This window comes from Dokdonia sp. LLG6352-1, assembly GCF_045055815.1.
GTDB classification, from domain to species: Bacteria; Bacteroidota; Bacteroidia; order Flavobacteriales; family Flavobacteriaceae; genus Dokdonia; species Dokdonia donghaensis.
The window spans coordinates 1185074-1200965 of sequence record NZ_CP159329.1 but is presented as its reverse complement, the minus strand read 5'-3'; the positions used below and the strand labels follow the sequence as shown (position 1 = coordinate 1200965).

The 15892-nt window shown below is 38.0% G+C and carries 19 protein-coding genes; 1 reads left to right on the top strand and 18 read right to left on the bottom strand.

Annotation, left to right across the window (positions count from 1 at the left end; genetic code table 11):
• Positions 1 to 18 precede the first annotated feature (18 nt).
• Entirely contained in the window at positions 19 to 1833 is a 1815-nt protein-coding gene (locus tag ABVM49_RS05495; RefSeq protein ID WP_405203373.1) for a GNAT family N-acyltransferase, read from the top strand.
• 16 nt (positions 1834 to 1849) lie between these two features.
• Here the strand turns inward: ABVM49_RS05495 and ABVM49_RS05490 are convergent, their stop codons facing one another.
• The 18 genes from ABVM49_RS05490 to ABVM49_RS05405 all read right to left on the bottom strand — a co-directional run bounded on the left by ABVM49_RS05490 (position 1850) and on the right by ABVM49_RS05405 (position 15882).
• Positions 1850 to 2563, bottom strand: coding sequence for a flavodoxin family protein (locus tag ABVM49_RS05490; protein WP_405203372.1), 714 nt, complete (start codon positions 2561 to 2563; stop codon positions 1850 to 1852).
• Positions 2564 to 2674: 111 nt separating this feature from the next.
• On the bottom strand, positions 2675 to 3157 hold the full coding sequence (locus ABVM49_RS05485; RefSeq protein WP_405203371.1) for a GNAT family N-acetyltransferase: 483 nt from the start codon (positions 3155 to 3157) through the stop codon (positions 2675 to 2677).
• A 252-nt stretch (positions 3158 to 3409) separates the two neighbouring features.
• Positions 3410 to 3814, bottom strand: coding sequence for a response regulator (locus ABVM49_RS05480; protein WP_405203370.1), 405 nt, complete (start codon positions 3812 to 3814; stop codon positions 3410 to 3412).
• Positions 3811 to 5304 (bottom strand): PAS domain S-box protein, encoded by a 1494-nt coding sequence (locus ABVM49_RS05475; protein WP_405203369.1) that lies wholly within the window; start codon positions 5302 to 5304, stop codon positions 3811 to 3813. The genes ABVM49_RS05480 and ABVM49_RS05475 overlap by 4 nt, the downstream gene beginning before the upstream one ends.
• Positions 5305 to 5509: 205 nt before the next feature.
• Positions 5510 to 6934, bottom strand: coding sequence for a pyridoxal phosphate-dependent decarboxylase family protein (locus tag ABVM49_RS05470; protein ID WP_405203368.1), 1425 nt, complete (start codon positions 6932 to 6934; stop codon positions 5510 to 5512).
• A complete protein-coding gene (locus ABVM49_RS05465; RefSeq protein ID WP_035325968.1) occupies positions 6934 to 7263 on the bottom strand; it encodes a helix-turn-helix transcriptional regulator in 330 nt (109 codons plus the stop codon). The genes ABVM49_RS05470 and ABVM49_RS05465 overlap by 1 nt, the downstream gene beginning before the upstream one ends.
• A gap of 91 nt (positions 7264 to 7354) precedes the next feature.
• Complete coding sequence (locus ABVM49_RS05460) at positions 7355 to 7789, bottom strand: TM2 domain-containing protein (protein WP_038597833.1); 435 nt, start codon at positions 7787 to 7789, stop codon at positions 7355 to 7357.
• A 60-nt stretch (positions 7790 to 7849) separates the two neighbouring features.
• Positions 7850 to 8245, bottom strand: coding sequence for a VOC family protein (locus tag ABVM49_RS05455; RefSeq protein ID WP_038597835.1), 396 nt, complete (start codon positions 8243 to 8245; stop codon positions 7850 to 7852).
• A gap of 22 nt (positions 8246 to 8267) precedes the next feature.
• Positions 8268 to 8780, bottom strand: coding sequence for a DUF4199 domain-containing protein (locus tag ABVM49_RS05450; protein WP_405203367.1), 513 nt, complete (start codon positions 8778 to 8780; stop codon positions 8268 to 8270).
• A 24-nt stretch (positions 8781 to 8804) separates the two neighbouring features.
• On the bottom strand, positions 8805 to 9752 hold the full coding sequence (locus ABVM49_RS05445) for a 2-hydroxyacid dehydrogenase (RefSeq protein ID WP_405203366.1): 948 nt from the start codon (positions 9750 to 9752) through the stop codon (positions 8805 to 8807).
• On the bottom strand, positions 9752 to 9922 hold the full coding sequence (locus ABVM49_RS05440; protein ID WP_405203365.1) for a hypothetical protein: 171 nt from the start codon (positions 9920 to 9922) through the stop codon (positions 9752 to 9754). Before ABVM49_RS05440 ends, ABVM49_RS05445 begins: the two co-directional genes overlap by 1 nt.
• Before the next feature lie 9 nt (positions 9923 to 9931).
• Entirely contained in the window at positions 9932 to 10318 is a 387-nt protein-coding gene (locus ABVM49_RS05435; RefSeq protein ID WP_405203364.1) for a cupin domain-containing protein, read from the bottom strand.
• A 45-nt stretch (positions 10319 to 10363) separates the two neighbouring features.
• Positions 10364 to 10792, bottom strand: coding sequence for an acyl-CoA thioesterase (locus ABVM49_RS05430; RefSeq protein ID WP_405203363.1), 429 nt, complete (start codon positions 10790 to 10792; stop codon positions 10364 to 10366).
• The gene (gene mgtE, locus ABVM49_RS05425) at positions 10789 to 12138 is read right to left on the bottom strand and encodes a magnesium transporter (RefSeq protein ID WP_035334905.1); all 1350 of its coding nucleotides are present in this window, start codon (positions 12136 to 12138) and stop codon (positions 10789 to 10791) included. The genes ABVM49_RS05430 and mgtE overlap by 4 nt, the downstream gene beginning before the upstream one ends.
• A 71-nt stretch (positions 12139 to 12209) precedes the next feature.
• Positions 12210 to 13076 (bottom strand): 16S rRNA (adenine(1518)-N(6)/adenine(1519)-N(6))-dimethyltransferase RsmA, encoded by an 867-nt coding sequence (gene rsmA / locus ABVM49_RS05420; protein WP_298349329.1) that lies wholly within the window; start codon positions 13074 to 13076, stop codon positions 12210 to 12212.
• Between the two features lie 49 nt (positions 13077 to 13125).
• A complete protein-coding gene (locus ABVM49_RS05415; RefSeq protein ID WP_298349332.1) occupies positions 13126 to 13434 on the bottom strand; it encodes a DUF4286 family protein in 309 nt (102 codons plus the stop codon).
• The gene (locus tag ABVM49_RS05410; RefSeq protein ID WP_405203362.1) at positions 13434 to 14087 is read right to left on the bottom strand and encodes a hypothetical protein; all 654 of its coding nucleotides are present in this window, start codon (positions 14085 to 14087) and stop codon (positions 13434 to 13436) included. Before ABVM49_RS05410 ends, ABVM49_RS05415 begins: the two co-directional genes overlap by 1 nt.
• 1 nt (position 14088) lies before the next feature.
• Entirely contained in the window at positions 14089 to 15882 is a 1794-nt protein-coding gene (locus tag ABVM49_RS05405) for a tetratricopeptide repeat protein (protein WP_405203361.1), read from the bottom strand.
• Positions 15883 to 15892: the final 10 nt, after the last annotated feature.

The following is a 15892-nucleotide window of genomic DNA, read 5'->3' as shown; positions in this document are numbered from 1 at the left end:
TAAACTACCAATAATTGTATGGGTCTAGTCACCGCAAAAGAAGTTGCTCGCGCTATCAATGTCGATAAATTCGGTTTTGTAGGCACTTTTATTGGGTGGTCATTAATGAAGATTTTAAAAATCTCTACGGCAAATAAAATCTATGATCGCAATAAGCACCTAGGCGATCTCGAGTTTCTCAATGCACTACTAGACGAGTTTAAGATCAAATTTGAAATCCCAGAAGAAGACCTCAAGAGACTCCCAAAGAGTGGCGCTTACATTACGATATCAAATCACCCACTAGGAGGCATAGACGGAATATTACTGCTCAAACTTATGCTCGAGCAGCGTCCAGATTTTAAAATCATAGCAAATTTTTTATTACACCGTATTGAGCCACTTAAGCCTTATGTGATGCCTGTAAATCCTTTTGAAAATAAAAAGGACGTTAAATCTAGTATTGCAGGTTTTAAAAGCGCCATCTCACACCTGCGAGACGGTCACCCTCTAGGTGTATTTCCTGCTGGAGAGGTATCTACCTATAAAGATGACAAGCTCATTATAGATAAGCCGTGGGAAGAAGCAGCAATGAAGCTTATTAAAAAAGCAGAGGTTCCTGTTGTCCCTATCTATTTTCACGCAAAAAATAGCAGGCTTTTTTATCAACTATCACGACTAAGCGACACGCTACGTACCGCAAAGTTGCCTAGCGAACTTCTAACTCAAAAGCATAGAGTCATAAAGGTACGTATAGGTAATCCTATTAAAGTTGCTGCACAAAAGGAGCACGAGTCACTTGCAGATTTTACAGAGTTCTTACGCAAGAAAACATATATGCTTGCAAACTCTTTTGAAAAAAACAGCTTACTTAAAGATATCCCGCAAAAGCTTAAGGTCACAAAAGAACCTAAAAAGATCGTAACCGAAATAAGTAGTGATCTCATAGAAAATGAAATTTTACGCTTGCGCGAAAAAGACCGTCGTTTACTACAAAGTAAAAACTACGAAGTCTACCTAGCACCTGCTCAAGAAATGCCTAACATCTTACGAGAGATAGGCCGCTTAAGAGAGATCACATTTAGAGCCATTGGGGAAGGAACAAATGAAGCCATAGACCTTGATAAATTTGACAGGTATTATTACCATATGTTTTTATGGGATAATAAAGAAAACACCCTTGCCGGAGCATACAGAATGGGGTTAGGGTCAAAAATTTATAAGGAATATGGAATTGACGGTTTTTACCTTCAAGATCTTTTTCGTTTTGAACCAGAGCTTCACAAAATGATGAGCGAGAGTATAGAGATGGGACGCGCTTTTATCACAAAAGAGTATCAACAAAAGCCTATGCCACTTTTTCTATTGTGGAAAGGTATTGTACATACCACACTTCGCTTTCCAGAACACAAATATCTCATAGGTGGTGTAAGTATCTCAAACCAGTTTTCTAACTTCTCAAAATCTCTTATGATAGAGTTTATGAAGTCCCATTATTATGATCCGTACGTGGCACAGTATATACGCCCAAAAAAGGAGTGGAAGGTAAAACTTAAAGATGCAGACAAAGAATTTGTTTTTGATGAAAGTAAAGCAGATCTCAACAAGTTTGACAAGCTTATAGAGGAGGTAGAACCAGGTTCTTTACGTCTCCCTGTACTGATAAAAAAGTACATAAAACAAAATGCAAAGGTTATAGCCTTTAATGTAGACCCCCTCTTTAACAATGCTATAGATGGCTTGATGTATATACGCATATCAGATCTTCCAGAAAGCACTGTAAAACCTGTTATGGAAGAGTTTCAAGCAGAGCTAGAAAAAAAGTACGGGCAACGCACCCCAGAAGAGGAGTAGGCCCGTACAAGAGTCTCTATCTATATTCTGGATTTTCAAAATTCCATCTTGTCCCATCATCCCAATCACCTCTAGAATTACCATAAGCAGGGTACCCACCCTGATCCTTTAGCATTTTTGCAAGATGCAGTAAGTTATACGTCATAAAGGTGGTATTACGATTTGTAAAGTCATTATTCTTTGCACCACTTTCCTCATCATTATAGCTAGCACCTGGTCCTGCCTCACCTATCCACCCACAATCTGCTTGAGGAGGAATACTGTAACCTATATGTTGCAAAGCATAGAGTGTTCCCATAGCAACGTGCTTTATACCATCCTCATTACCAGTAATAATACAACCACCTACTTTACCGTAAAAATAGTATTGCCCTTTTTCATTACGGTTACCACTCTCTCCATACAAGCGTTCAATCAGTTTTGTCGCTACAGAAGATTTTTCTCCCAGCCATATAGGGCTACCTATTACAAGAATATCTGCTTCTTCTATTTTTTTAAAAATAGCTGGCCACTCATCTTTATGCTCACCGTGTTCTGTCATATCGTGATATACACCATAAGCAACGTCGTGATCTACAAAGCGTAGATGCTCTACCGCGACCCCTTCAGATTTCATAATATCCATTGATACCTCCATAAGAGCTCGAGTATGGCTCATACGTGGTGTCTTTTTAAGAGTACAGTTAATGTACAAAGCTTTTAATGCCGAGAGGTCGTTTGTATTTTTCATATGGTAGATTTTGCCCTATAAGTTACTCATTACTTACAAATCCATTGATAATGAATTCTTAACCCCTAACTAAAATACCATTCTAGAGAGTCTCCTATTCCCTTATACTACCTAAAACAGCTCACTCCTCTTCTCAAGAAGCACATTGTCGTGCCATGTACCATCTCTCATCCCTAACTTCTCACGTAGACCCACTATTCTAAAACCACATTTTTGAAATAAAGCGATACTAGCTTCATTTTGAGCAAAAATTTTGGCTTGTAAAGTCCAGAATCCCACTCGCTCACTTTCCTTTATTACGGCCATAAGTAATGCTCGTCCTATTCCTTTGCCTCTGGCGGTTTTAGAAATATATAAGGTAACCTCTGCTACACCTTTATAAACTTTACGGGTAGAAAATGGAGTGAGTGCTACCCAACCAAGTATAACCTCTTCTTTAATTGCAACAAATCTACACTGCTTTAAAAACTTAGCATCCCAACTCATCCAGTCTGGGACTATTGTCTCAAAAGTTGCCATACCTGTATCTAACCCATTTTGATAAATCTGAGCGCAATGGGTGTAATCCTCTTTTAATAATGGTCTAATGATCACTGTATAAAACTTTTCAACACCTCAATCTCTTATAAAGATGCTCTTAAAAACTGGCACCTGCAATAGTTGGTATTTTTCTAATAATCAGGCACGTATGCGCTTTTGTACTGGAAGGATTCATAAATGTAGTGCTTTCCACTTAGCGTGGTTACAAAAAATAGAAAGTATATAATCTTTGATATCGGCTCTAAAACAATTTGAAAATATTGCTAAACTACAATTAGGTCGCTAGCTTTCGCGAAAGCATAAAATCTAGTCCGGCATTTGTGACATCAAGTCGTTGAGCTTATCTTGAGTAATAGGTTTAACAATAAAGTTTTTTACATTACTGTAGGTTTCGGCTTTTTCTTTATCTCTAGGATCTATTGAGCTTGTTACAATAAAAATAGTAATCTCCTTGACAACCTCTATTGTAATTATACCATCAAGAAATTGCCACCCATCTAAAATAGGCATATTTATGTCTAACAATATTACATCTGGAATTGCAGATTTTACTGTTCCTCGAAGTACAGGTACAAGATGATTAAGCGCCTGTTCACCGTCGTGAAAAATTAAAAACCCTTTACAAAAATTACTCATTTTCATTAAACGCTGCGCTCCAAAAACAAAAATCGGATCATCATCTATTATACAAGCTATATCTATTTGCTTCATTTTTTTAAATAAATTTTAAATGTCGATCCTTGACCTACTTTACTTTCTACTTGAACACAACCTCCTAATGCTTCTACTTGACTTTTTACAATATACAAGCCAAGACCTCTCGAGTTATCCTTACGATGGAAAGTCTTATATAAACCAAAAATTTTACTACCGTGTAAATCTAAATCTATACCTAGACCATTATCTACAAAATGAATGATTAAATAATCATCATCTTGTGTAATGTTAATTATGACTTTAAGTAACTCGTTGTCTCGTCTATATGATATGGTATTAGACAAAATATTTAGAAAAATACTTCTTAAATATTCTGGGACGGCCATAACACTAAGGTCTTTAGGCACATTTACTACTACTTCACCTCCCACTTCATCAAATAATGTATTTAAACCTACAAGTGTTTTGTTTATAATTTCAAGAAGGTTAATCTCTACAAAATCATCTTCAGTAACGTTTTCAAACGAAGATACTTCGCTTAAATTATCAATTGTTTCCTCAAGATTACTAAATGCATCTTCAAGCATTTTAAACACAGAGAGCTCCTTTATACTAGGTATATCCTGTTTTAAAAATTTTAATAACATTTCTAAATTACTGGTGTGTGATCTCAAATTATGTGAGACAATATGCTTGAAGTTTAATAATTTCTCGTTTTGACCCTCTGTCTTATTTAAAAGATCTTCTATTCTTTGGTTTGCATTTTTTTGAGACGTTATGTCTGTAATCTGACATATGAAATACCCTGGAGTGGATAGCTCAGATTTTACTAATGATACAGAAAGATCTACCCATATAGTTTTACCTGTTTTATGAATAAAACGTCTTTCTGCTTGATAGTTTTCAATGTCTCTTGATAATAATTTTTCTATAAGGGTAAATTCAATTGGGTTTTCTGCAGGGTGACATAAATCACTAAGACTTGTTGTTTTTATTTCATCCTCTGAATAACCAAATATTTTAGAAACCTGATGATTAACTTGTATCCAGTTTCCTTCAAGAGAAATAAGACCCATACCATTAGGAGCGTTTGTAAACGTCTTCCTAAATTTTTGCTCTTTTTGCTTAAGCTCTATCTGCGCCTTTTTTTGAAAGTCAATATCTTGAAAGACCCCATATATCTTAACACATTTTCCACTTTTAACAACAGGTACACCTACAGACCTAAACCACTTTTCTTCGCCAGATGCAGTGATAATAACATAATGTCCATCAAATTTCTTTAAGTTAGAAATAGCATTATTAAAGTCTCTCTCTATATTTTCTCTATGATAACCCTCTTTATAAAAGAGTATCCCCTCTGTAACAGTGGGCTCATAATCTTCCGGTACGCCGTGTAGTCTTTTTGTACCGACACTCCAATACACCTTATCTTCACTTACACTATACTCCCATATACCTATTGATGCCGCTTCTTGTAATAATAAAGATGCGTTTTCATCAAATGATGGAAATAACGACGTTGGGGAACTAAAAAATTTCATTTACACAGTTAACATAATACTCTAAGAAACATTGTATTATGAGACTAAAGTAAGAAATTTTATTTTAAACCTAAGACCAACTTAATCCTTAACCTTTTGGTAACAAGATTTCACCTATTAGTCTATTAAATAAGAGCGCACGGAAGACAGGTAATTATACTTGATACAATCACAAGGATGTTATTTATTTGTAAGTACTATATTTTTAACGATGTATAGCTGCTACTTTTCTTATAATAGTTATCAAGCGTTCAGTATGTTTTTGTGTAGTAAAAGGATTCATAAACGTAGTGCGTAAGTAATACTCACCGGCCAGTGTGGTAGCTACTATATAAAACTCTCCATCTTCTAGAAGAACTCTTCTTATACGCTTATTTACTTCATTTACATCCTCTTGATTAGAAGGTTTATATCTAAAGCATACTATATTTGACACCGGCTCAAGAGCAATTTCAAAATCTGGCTGAGCAGCTATGAGATTGCTAAATTGCTGTGCAGCATCATAAAGTGTCGTTACAAAATCGTCAAAAAACTGTAAACCATATGCATTTATAATAGCATAAAAGCGCACACTCATCATACTCTTTGTGCACTCAAAGGTTCTCTTTGCCATATTAAACCAGTCTGCATCGTCATTTTTCTCCCATAGATATTGTGCTTTTTGCTCAAAGGTAGCATAGCTATCTGTGCTATTTTTAAAAATAACGGCTGTAGTGATGGCGCTAGTTCCCATCATTTTGTGACCATCTATAATTATAGAATCTGCATTATGGGCTCCATTAAGAAGGTGCTTATACTTTTTAGAAAATATGGCTGCACCGCCGTGTGCAGCATCTATATGAAACCATATTTTTTTTGCTTTCGCGAAAGCGTAAACCTCCTCCAAATCATCATAAACTCCCGTACTCGTACTTGGCGCACTGCCTATAATTGCAATTACCTCAAAACCATTTTTTATCGCCGAAGTATAATGCAACTCTAAAGCATCTGTTTGCATCTGGTAATTATCGCCTGCTGGTACTTTTATGATTCCGTCACTTCCTAGTCCCATTATACGAGCGGCTCTATCTACACAATAATGTGCCTCTTCTGAAACCATAATGGCTAGTTTATTACTGTGACCTTCATTCCACACATCATCTGTAGCCTTAGCCCTGCGTGCTGCAAGAAGCGCTGTGAGGTTTGCAAGGGTACCTCCAGAGGTGAGAAATCCATCTCCGTTTGTGTACCCTATAGCCTTACAAAAGGTGTTTATAACAAGGCGCTCTATTGCCGTGGCAGCAGCTCCCATCTCATACACTGCCATCCCATTATTAAGTTGTGCGCTCAATAATGTTGCAAGAGCAGACACTGGTACAGTGGGTGCAACTTGATGGCCAATATATTTAGGGTGATGGGTGTGTATAGATCGCTCTAGTACTTCTTTAAAAAAGTCTGAAGTACTATGTGATGTTGAGAGGTACTGTTGCCAAAATGTGTACTCATCTTCTGGCTCAGTCCATCTAAGCACTTTATCTGAACCACCCGTTGTTGTAGTATGTAGATAGTTTGCCAGCAAACTAACAAGTTGCTCTCCTTCACTTTTAAAAAGCGCACTATCATAAGCTTTATGCAATAGTGAAGTGCTCATTACTTATCTGCCATTTTTGATTTTGTAAGCTCAAAAAAGTCATTAAACAAGGTCTGTAGTTGTCCCCATTTACGAGCATCTATACTGTAGTATTGCGCCTTCCCTTTAAACTGACTCTTTAAAACTCCGGTTCTCTTTATAACCTGCAGGTGTTGAGAGGTTGTAGGCTGTGATAATCGTATCTTATCTGATATATCTTGACACAAACAGCCATCACAATCTCCTATGTATTCTATAATAGCCACTCTAGCAGGATTAGAAAGAATCTTTGCAACATCTGCAATTTGATTTGCTCTCATAGAGTGTATATGTCTCTTTGTAACTCCCATAATACGTTTTATTTGAATATGTAATATCGCAATATTACATTAAAATAGAAAATAAAAAAAGCTCAGTTTTAAACTGAGCTTTTAAATTATACTAGAACCAAGGTTTTCTACCCGCTTGGTAAGTGTTATAAAATTCTTCGTCAGATTTTGTGAGATAAATAATCCCCTCTATAAGTCCTACTAGGCCTACAGCCCAAACTAAAAGCACACCTATACCTACACAAGAAAGTACTATTCCCACAACACTTAGTACAAGCATTATGATACCCTCTTTCTGGTATCCTAAGATAAATTTATGTACTCCAAATGCTCCAAGAAAAATTGCTAAAATTCCTGCAAGTATTTTTTTACTTTCTGTACTTCCTGTCACTTTATCCCACTCTTCTTTTGCGCTTTGGCCAAATTCTTTTGCAGTCTCCTTAGCATCTTCTGCAAAGTCATTTACAGCATCTTTTGCATCGTCTGCCATTCGTTTGCCATCATTTTCGGGCTTGTCGCCTGGTATTTTGTTGTCTTCTGTACTCATATTATTGGTTGTTAGTTTGTTGTCCTTAAAACTACAAAAAAGATGTACGTGATTATCGTGCTAATTATCTTTTTCAAAAACGCTGTCTATAGGCTCCCAGAGTTCGATTTTATTTCCTTCTGGATCTAGTATCCAGCCAAATTTACCGTAGCTATACTCCTCTACCTCTCCTACTATAGTGACACCTTCTTCCTTAAGTACTTTAAGTAACTCTATGAGATTATCTACCCTAAAATTAAACATAAACTGTTTCTTGCTGGGAGAGAAGTATTTTGTATCCGCATTCATAGGGCTCCATTGAGTAGAGCACTTATTACCATTTTCATCACGCCACCAGAATGTCCAGCCGTATTGATCTGTAGGAATCCCTAAATGCTTTTTATACCAACTCTTTTGAGCATCTGGATCTTCACTCTTAAAAAACATCCCGCCTATGCCTGTTACTCTTTTCATAATTAAAGTATTATCGTATGATGAACTATTTTTTCTTTAAAATCACAGCGGCAAGTAAACTCACCACAAAACCTAGCATAAACGTCATTACAAACATCATTAATCCAGCTATAAATGACATTTGAGTATCACTATAATCCTCATACATCTCTCGCTGGCGAGCAAGTTGATCTATCGCAGCTTGATTATTAGACTGCTCTGCTAGATCTCTAGCATAATCATTGTATTCAAGAAAAAAAGATGGATTTACAAATAAGGTATACACTATATCTGCAAGTGCTACACCTAAAGCGCCTAAAGCAGCAATAATAATTCCCGTTTTTAAAGCGCTACCAAAAGAGATTTTACCCGCATTAACCGTGTCACGCTGGTAAGCCACCCCAAAGTACACCATCGCTGCCGTCATACCCATAACTCCCCAACCTACGAGTTCTTGCGTACCGTAATCTAGGCTCTTACCCAAATAAAGCGCGAGTGTAAACCCTAGAAGACCTAAAAAGAATGCAATCGCACCAAATTTCTTTATCACTAAACTCATATACTTATCTTTTAAAACATCAATTTAAGAAAAACGCTGCAGTATCTTATCCACTATGGTTTGCGCTAGCTTTATTTTACTCTCAACCGTCCACCCCGCAATGTGTGGCGTGAGGAGTACATTATCTTGCTCTATAAGATATTGTAAGGGTTCTGGTAGGTTTGAATTTCCGTCTGTGGTAAATAAATTCTCAAAAGAAAGCTTTTCATACTCAAGTACATCCAGTCCAGCTCCTAGTACTTTTTTTGCTTTCATAGCTGCTACAAGATCTTTTGTCACAACAGATTTCCCTCTTGCGGTATTTATGAGATAAAATGGTTTTGTAAAAGCATTTATAAAAGCAGCATCTAACATTTTATCTGTTTGTGGAGTCCAAGGCGTGTGTAAACTCACAACATCAACCTCTTTTTGAAATTGGCTCAGTGACACCTGCGTAGCATTACTATCACCCACCTTTTCTTTTATATCATAACAAAGCACTTTACAGTCAAAACCCTGTAATTTTCTAGCAAAGGCTTTCCCCATATTACCATAGCCTATGATCCCCACGGTTTTTCCTTCTAGCTCAACACCGCGATTAGGCTCCCGGTTCCAGTGACCAGCTTTTACCTGTGCATCTGCTCTATTTAAATTGTTAAAAAGACTAAGCAGCATCCCTAGTGATTGCTCGCCTACGGCATTGCGGTTACCCTCTGGCGCACTGATGAGATAAATGCCCTTACTCTCAGCATAAGGGATATCTATACTCTCTAGGCCTGCGCCTACTCGAGCAATAAATTTAAGGTGAGGAGCAGCATCTATAAACTGCTTATCTATTTTAAAACGACTGCGTATTACAATACCCTCATAATCTGCTATGATCGCCTCTGTCTCTTCTTTTGAGATAGTAACATTTTCAACATTAGTATGGCCTGCTTCTTCAAGTTGCTTTACCAGTAGCGGGTGGTTATTATCTAGATGGAGTATTTTCATTACTTAGTTTTATTTTTTCTCACAGGAATCCAACCTAAAAAGAGACCTAATCCTATTGCCATCATTGCACCAGTTACAAAGCCTATGCCTCCAGATGTGTTATCAAATGCGTATAATAATATCCCCGCAATGGCCATAACAATAATTCCTGCTATCTTGTTCTTATTCATATTTCTCTTTTAAATTTTAGGATAATCTGTTTGAGTTTTGGCGTCTATTACTTCTCCTGTGTGAGCCGTACTTAATTTTTCAAAAAGCAGTAGGTGTACTTCTTCTCCATCTTTGGTAGTTGGGCAATGTTCTACGCCTTTAGGCACAACAATGATTCCACCTTGATGTACAATTTCAGACCACTCTTTTTCTGGGTTTCCACTTTCGCGAAAGCGCATTTCTAATACTCCTTTTTGCACAAAAAACAACTCGTCTTCATCCTTATGACTGTGCCATACAAACTCACCCGAAACCTTTGCTAGAAGTACTTGCATATCATCTACCGTAGCAATCTGATGTGGATGCCATTGCTTATCAAATTTGGTGAATTTCTCGTGGATGTTAATGGGTTTCATATGCGTTTCTTATGATATAAAGATACACATAAGGTCCTCTTTATACTACGCAAATAATTGGGCTACCTCCACCGGTACTCGCATAGGTCGTCCTTGGGGCATTTTGAGCAAGCACCAGTTTGTAACTGCACTCACCAGTACTTTTTCTTCTCCCTTACGTTTTATAGTGGTATGTCTCTGCGAGGTTGCGCCAGAGATTTGAACCACCGTAGTTGTTACGACAATCTCGTCATCTTTAAATGCCTGGCCGTGATACTTTATATGGTGATCCATCACCACCCAAGCCATTTTATTGATGCCTAGTCGCTCTTCGGCTGGGTCTTCGTCTTTAAAATAGTCTCTCGTTACGTGGTTCCAATGTTTTGATGCAGCAATTTGCACCCAGTCTAAGTACACTACATTGTTTACGTGGTTGAGCACATCTATAGCAGATGCTGGTACGGTGAGGTGATATTCATAGCTTTTCTGGCTCAAATACCTAGTATAAGTTTTGCGATATAGAGGTAAATAAGTATTCCAAATATATCATTACTTGTAGTAATAAACGGCCCAGTTGCAATCGCAGGATCAATACCTCTTTTATGTAAAAACAACGGAATAAACGTACCTATAATCCCGGCAACAATGATTACAACAAATAGCGAAATTGAGATAGACGTCGCATAGTCTACCGCACTTTCTGATATCCATACGTAAAAGAACAATACAATGGCGAGCGCAGCACCGTTAAGCATTGCGAGCAGCATTTCCTTAATTAATCTGTTACCTATGCTTCCTTTTACATCATCATTTGCAAGACCTTGTACAATAATCGCACTAGATTGCACACCTACATTTCCAGCCATTGCAGCAATAAGCGGTGTAAATAGTAAAAGAATCACGTGATCATTTAACACCTCTTCAAAACCGCCCATAATAGCCGCAGCTCCTACACCACCTAGTAATCCTAAAAATAGCCAAGGTAATCTCGCACGAGTGAGTTGTAGTATACTATCATCTGCCTCGACATCTTGAGAGATACCTGCTGCCATCTGGTAATCTTTTTCGGCCTCTTCTTTTATAAAATCTACAATATCATCTATTGTAATGCGGCCTTGCAGCACACGCTTATCATCTACAACGGGTATAGCCTCTAGGTCATACTTTTGCATCACCTTTGCAACATCTTCTGCCGGGTCATTTACATTTACAGAGTCTACTTTAGGTATATAGATTTCAGATATTTTTGTTCTCGTATCTGAGGTGAGAAGGTCTTTGAGCGACAGTCTCCCTATGAGTTCATTTTCTTTTGTAACTACGTAAATAGAGTGCACTCGAGTCACCTCTTCTGCCTGGCGGCGCATCTCACGCACACACCCTGCCACTGTCCAGGTTTCTTTTACCTTGATAAGCTCCTTTGCCATAAGACCACCAGCACTATTCTCATCATATTGCAGCATCTCACGTATGTCTGCCTTATGCTCTTCGTCTTCTATCTGGTTTATTACAGCTAGCTGTATATCATCATCTAGCTCACCTATCATATCTACCGCATCATCGGTATCCATTTCTTCTACCTCATCTGCAATTTCGGCAGGAGTTAGGTTTTCTAGAAGTTTTTCTCGCACATCTTCATCTAGCTCCATAAGAGCTTCAGAAGTTTGCTCACTATCTAAGAGAAGTACTAGGTAGGCAGCCTCATCTGCATCTACCTCATCAAGAATCTCTGCAATATCTGCGTGGTGAAGATCTGTAAGCAATTCTTTGAGGGCTACCTCATCTTGAACAGCTACGTGTGCTTGTATCTGGTCTATGAGATTGCTTGTGAGTTGAAATTGCATAGGTTTGTTTTTACTAGTAGTACAAATATAGGAAAACCCCTTGCGCAGAGTAATTACAATGCCTAGAGATTTTACTGCTCTTGTATATCTTTTGTGATTGCTGCTGTAAGTTCTATAAAGCCTTGTACAGAGATTTGCTCTGGACGTTTATTGAGAATTTCGCTTTCGCGAAAGCGGTCACTTAACCCCATACCCTTAAGACTGTTTCTCAACGTCTTTCGGCGCTGCTGAAATGCCATTTTCACAACCTTAAATAACATCTCTTCTGTGCAACCTATGTCTTTAAAGTTTTCTTTTCGCTTTAAGCGTAAAACTCCACTATCTACTTTAGGTGGCGGAATAAAAACAGTGGGAGGTACCGTAAATAAGTATTCTGCATCATAAAATGCTTGTGCTAGCACAGATAAAATGCCGTAGGTCTTGCTCCCGTGATCTGCACAAATGCGTGCGGCAACCTCTTTTTGAAACATTCCCGTAAACTCAGGGATGCGCTCTTTATGCTCAATAGTTTTAAAAACTATTTGTGTACTAATGTTATATGGAAAGTTTCCCGTAATTGCCAATGGCTCTCCAGGGTAAATAGTGTCTAGGTCGTACTTTAAAAAATCGGCTTCTAGTACGGTAAATTTCTCATCATTGAGCTTATGCTCTAGTGTGAAGGAGCTTCTTAAATACTCAATAGACTCGGTATCTAGATCCATCACCGTGAGTTGTGCTGGTTTTGCTAGAATATACTTGGTGAGTACTCCTGTCCCAGGCCCTATCTCTAAGATGTGTTTATACCCTTCTAATGTGAGCGTGTCCCCAATATCTCTTGCCACAGACTCGTCACCTAAGAAGTGTTGCCCCAAGTGCTTTTTTGCCTTCACCCCTTGATCGCGATGACCACGGTTTGCGTGCGGCTTTTCAAATTTTCTCTTCTTTTGTTGTTTTGACATCGTAGTGGGGCTAGTGAGTAAGCGTTACTTGTATTTCCTTGCCTGAGAACTAGTGCTGTGAGATTACCTCAAGCTCTGTTCTAAAAGCGACAAATTTACCCGCAAACTTGTTAATAGACGCTTGCATTCTTTCTTGATCTTCGGCATAGTAGGCATCAAGGTGCTGCTGGCTAGGGCAACCATATTGTACAGAGTAGGTTACTCCGCCCATCTCTTCTTCGGCGCGCACTTTTGTCATAAGTGCTTTTTCAAACTTTCCGGTTGCAATCACTTCTGGTATGTGTACTTCTTGCATCCAGGTAAGCCATTCTTTCTCAACAGACTCTTCTATGTTTATGGTAACGTTATATATAAGCATTAGTTCTTTTTATATTTTTCTAAAAATTCTTGAATTACATTATCAAGATCCTCTTGTTTTTTAATTCGTTCTCTTAAAGCGTATCCATATGAAGCTAGAATATTCTTAAACTTCTGAGTCTCATAAGGAGCTGGGTTTTCCAGTGTATCCGAAGTCATATTTGAATAATCTATCAGATAAGGATAATAATATTCTGTCATTGTACTCCGGCTCTGTTCATCTACTCCCTCTGCCCAGCCATAATATTCATAAATGCCTACAATATCATTTTGAAGTACTGGATTTTCTATAAATCTAACGTCGCCAGTAGCCATAAGTGTATTGTAAGCATTCTTTTTAATATAAAGATAATCTGCCGCAAGTAACTTAAAACTTAGCCAGTACTCACCTTTAAGACGTTCTTTATCATTTACAACTACAGCTAGAGTATCTACTAGCGCTAGCATATCATTAGAAGACTTTAAACTCCTCTTTACGTTATTCTGATTGTAAACAGTTTCATCGATTATACTCTCAATGTGTCTATCAACAAGTTCCCCCTCTTTCCTTGCTTGAGAACACGTATTGAGTTGAAAAGCAAGTAAAATACCAATGACAACCACAATAAATTCCAGAAAGTGGTTGAGCCAGTCTATTTTTTTCTTCTTTGCCATGTCAATTAATTGCGTCTCCTCTCAAATTCCTAAATCGTTTCTGCGCCTCTACATAATAGATGCTGTCTGCAAGGTCAAAAATGATGCGCTCGTAATTATTTTTTGCCTTTTCTGGCTGATTAAGCGGTCCTTCGTATAATCTTGCTAGGCGATAATAAGCATCATCTGCCAGTACGCCATCGCTATAATATTCTATGATTGTGAGGTAATTTTTTTCGGCTTTTTTGAAGTCTTTTTTAGCTTCAAGAAGTTTTGCTTGAGATAGTAGTGCCTCATCTTCTATCTTTTCTCCCTTATGAACCTCTAGTATATCATCATATAGCGTGATTGCCTCTTCGGTCTTGTTCTGATAAGCTCTTAAGCTTGCCGTAGCATACTTTTTGAGCGCCGTTTGCAAGCTATCATCCATAGAGTTATCGCGTATCACGAGTAGCAACTCTAGGGCATCATTTGCAATGAGTTGTGTGGCTCCCGCTTTAAGCACATTGAGCTGCGCCTCTGCCCAGTCAAAATCTGCCTTGTAGTAACTCGTCTGTGCCACTTTAAATCGTGCCTCTTGTGAGATGACATTATTTTTAATCTTGTTCTGGATCTGTGAGTAATAGATAAGTGCCTGGTTAAACTTTTCTTTAAGCACGAGTACGTCTGCAAGCTCCATCTTGAGTCGCGCTTCGTCAAATCTTCTCAACGGTGACTTAAGTGATTTTTTAAGATACGTAATCGAGGCATCTGGCTGCTCCATATTAAAAGCTAAATAATGCGCATAATCTATCTGTAGTGGTATGGTAAATGGTGTTTGACCATACTCATCAAGAATTGCTTCATACCTGTTTTTTATAGCCTCTTGCGCATCTACAGTGCTAGCACTAGCAATGTCTATCTTTATAAGTTTCTGTTCGGCTTCTAGCTTTACATCTTCATTTGCGATGTTTTCTTTTAAAAATAGTAAGATCTCTCTAGCATCTTCTAGCTCGCCTTCTTCTATCGCAATATCTGCAAGGTTTTCTAAACCTTCATACCTACCGTCTGTACGGCGGTAAATAGCTTTTTCTTGGGCAAAGGCTTTGTTATACTGTTTTTGCTGGATAAATAGCCAACTAAGCAAATCATTATAAAGTACGTTTTGCTCAGACTGTAATCGCTTGAGTAATGTTTTTCTAAAAATGATATTTGCATCATTAAGCGGGTCATCATTTATATAAATTGAGAAATTGCGTTGTGCCACCTGCACATACTTCCCGCTTCTATTTATAAGATCTAGATACGCATCAAACATCTTTTGCACTTCGCCTAGCTCCCCATATAGTTTTGCTAGCTGTATATTAAAATTTGCACTAGGGTTACTCTCCATACCCACCTCATAAGTACGCACGGCTTCTTCTAGCAAGCTATGCTGTTGCAAGGTGCGAGCGGCGCGATAAGGATTCATTGTACCTTGTGCCACACCTTCAATTACCTGATCATAATAACTTCTGGCTATAGAGTCTTGCTCTTGCAGCTGGTGGTTATACCCTAACTCTACAAGCAAAAACCCTTTATCTCTCGTGGTTTTAAGATTTTGACTTATCACCTCTTCAGCTTTATTATACTGCTCTAGTTGCTGGTAACTTTTTATAAGCCCAGCGAGTAGTACGCTGTTTCCGCGTTGTTTTACTAGGGCTTTTTTATAAGAGATAATGGCTTTTTGATACTCTCCTTGGTCTGCATAATTGCGCGCTAGCTGTTCTGATTGCGCTTTCGCGAAAGCGGAAACCAGCAACACCATAACAACTTGTAGTAACAAACTCTTCTTCATAGCCTAAAGA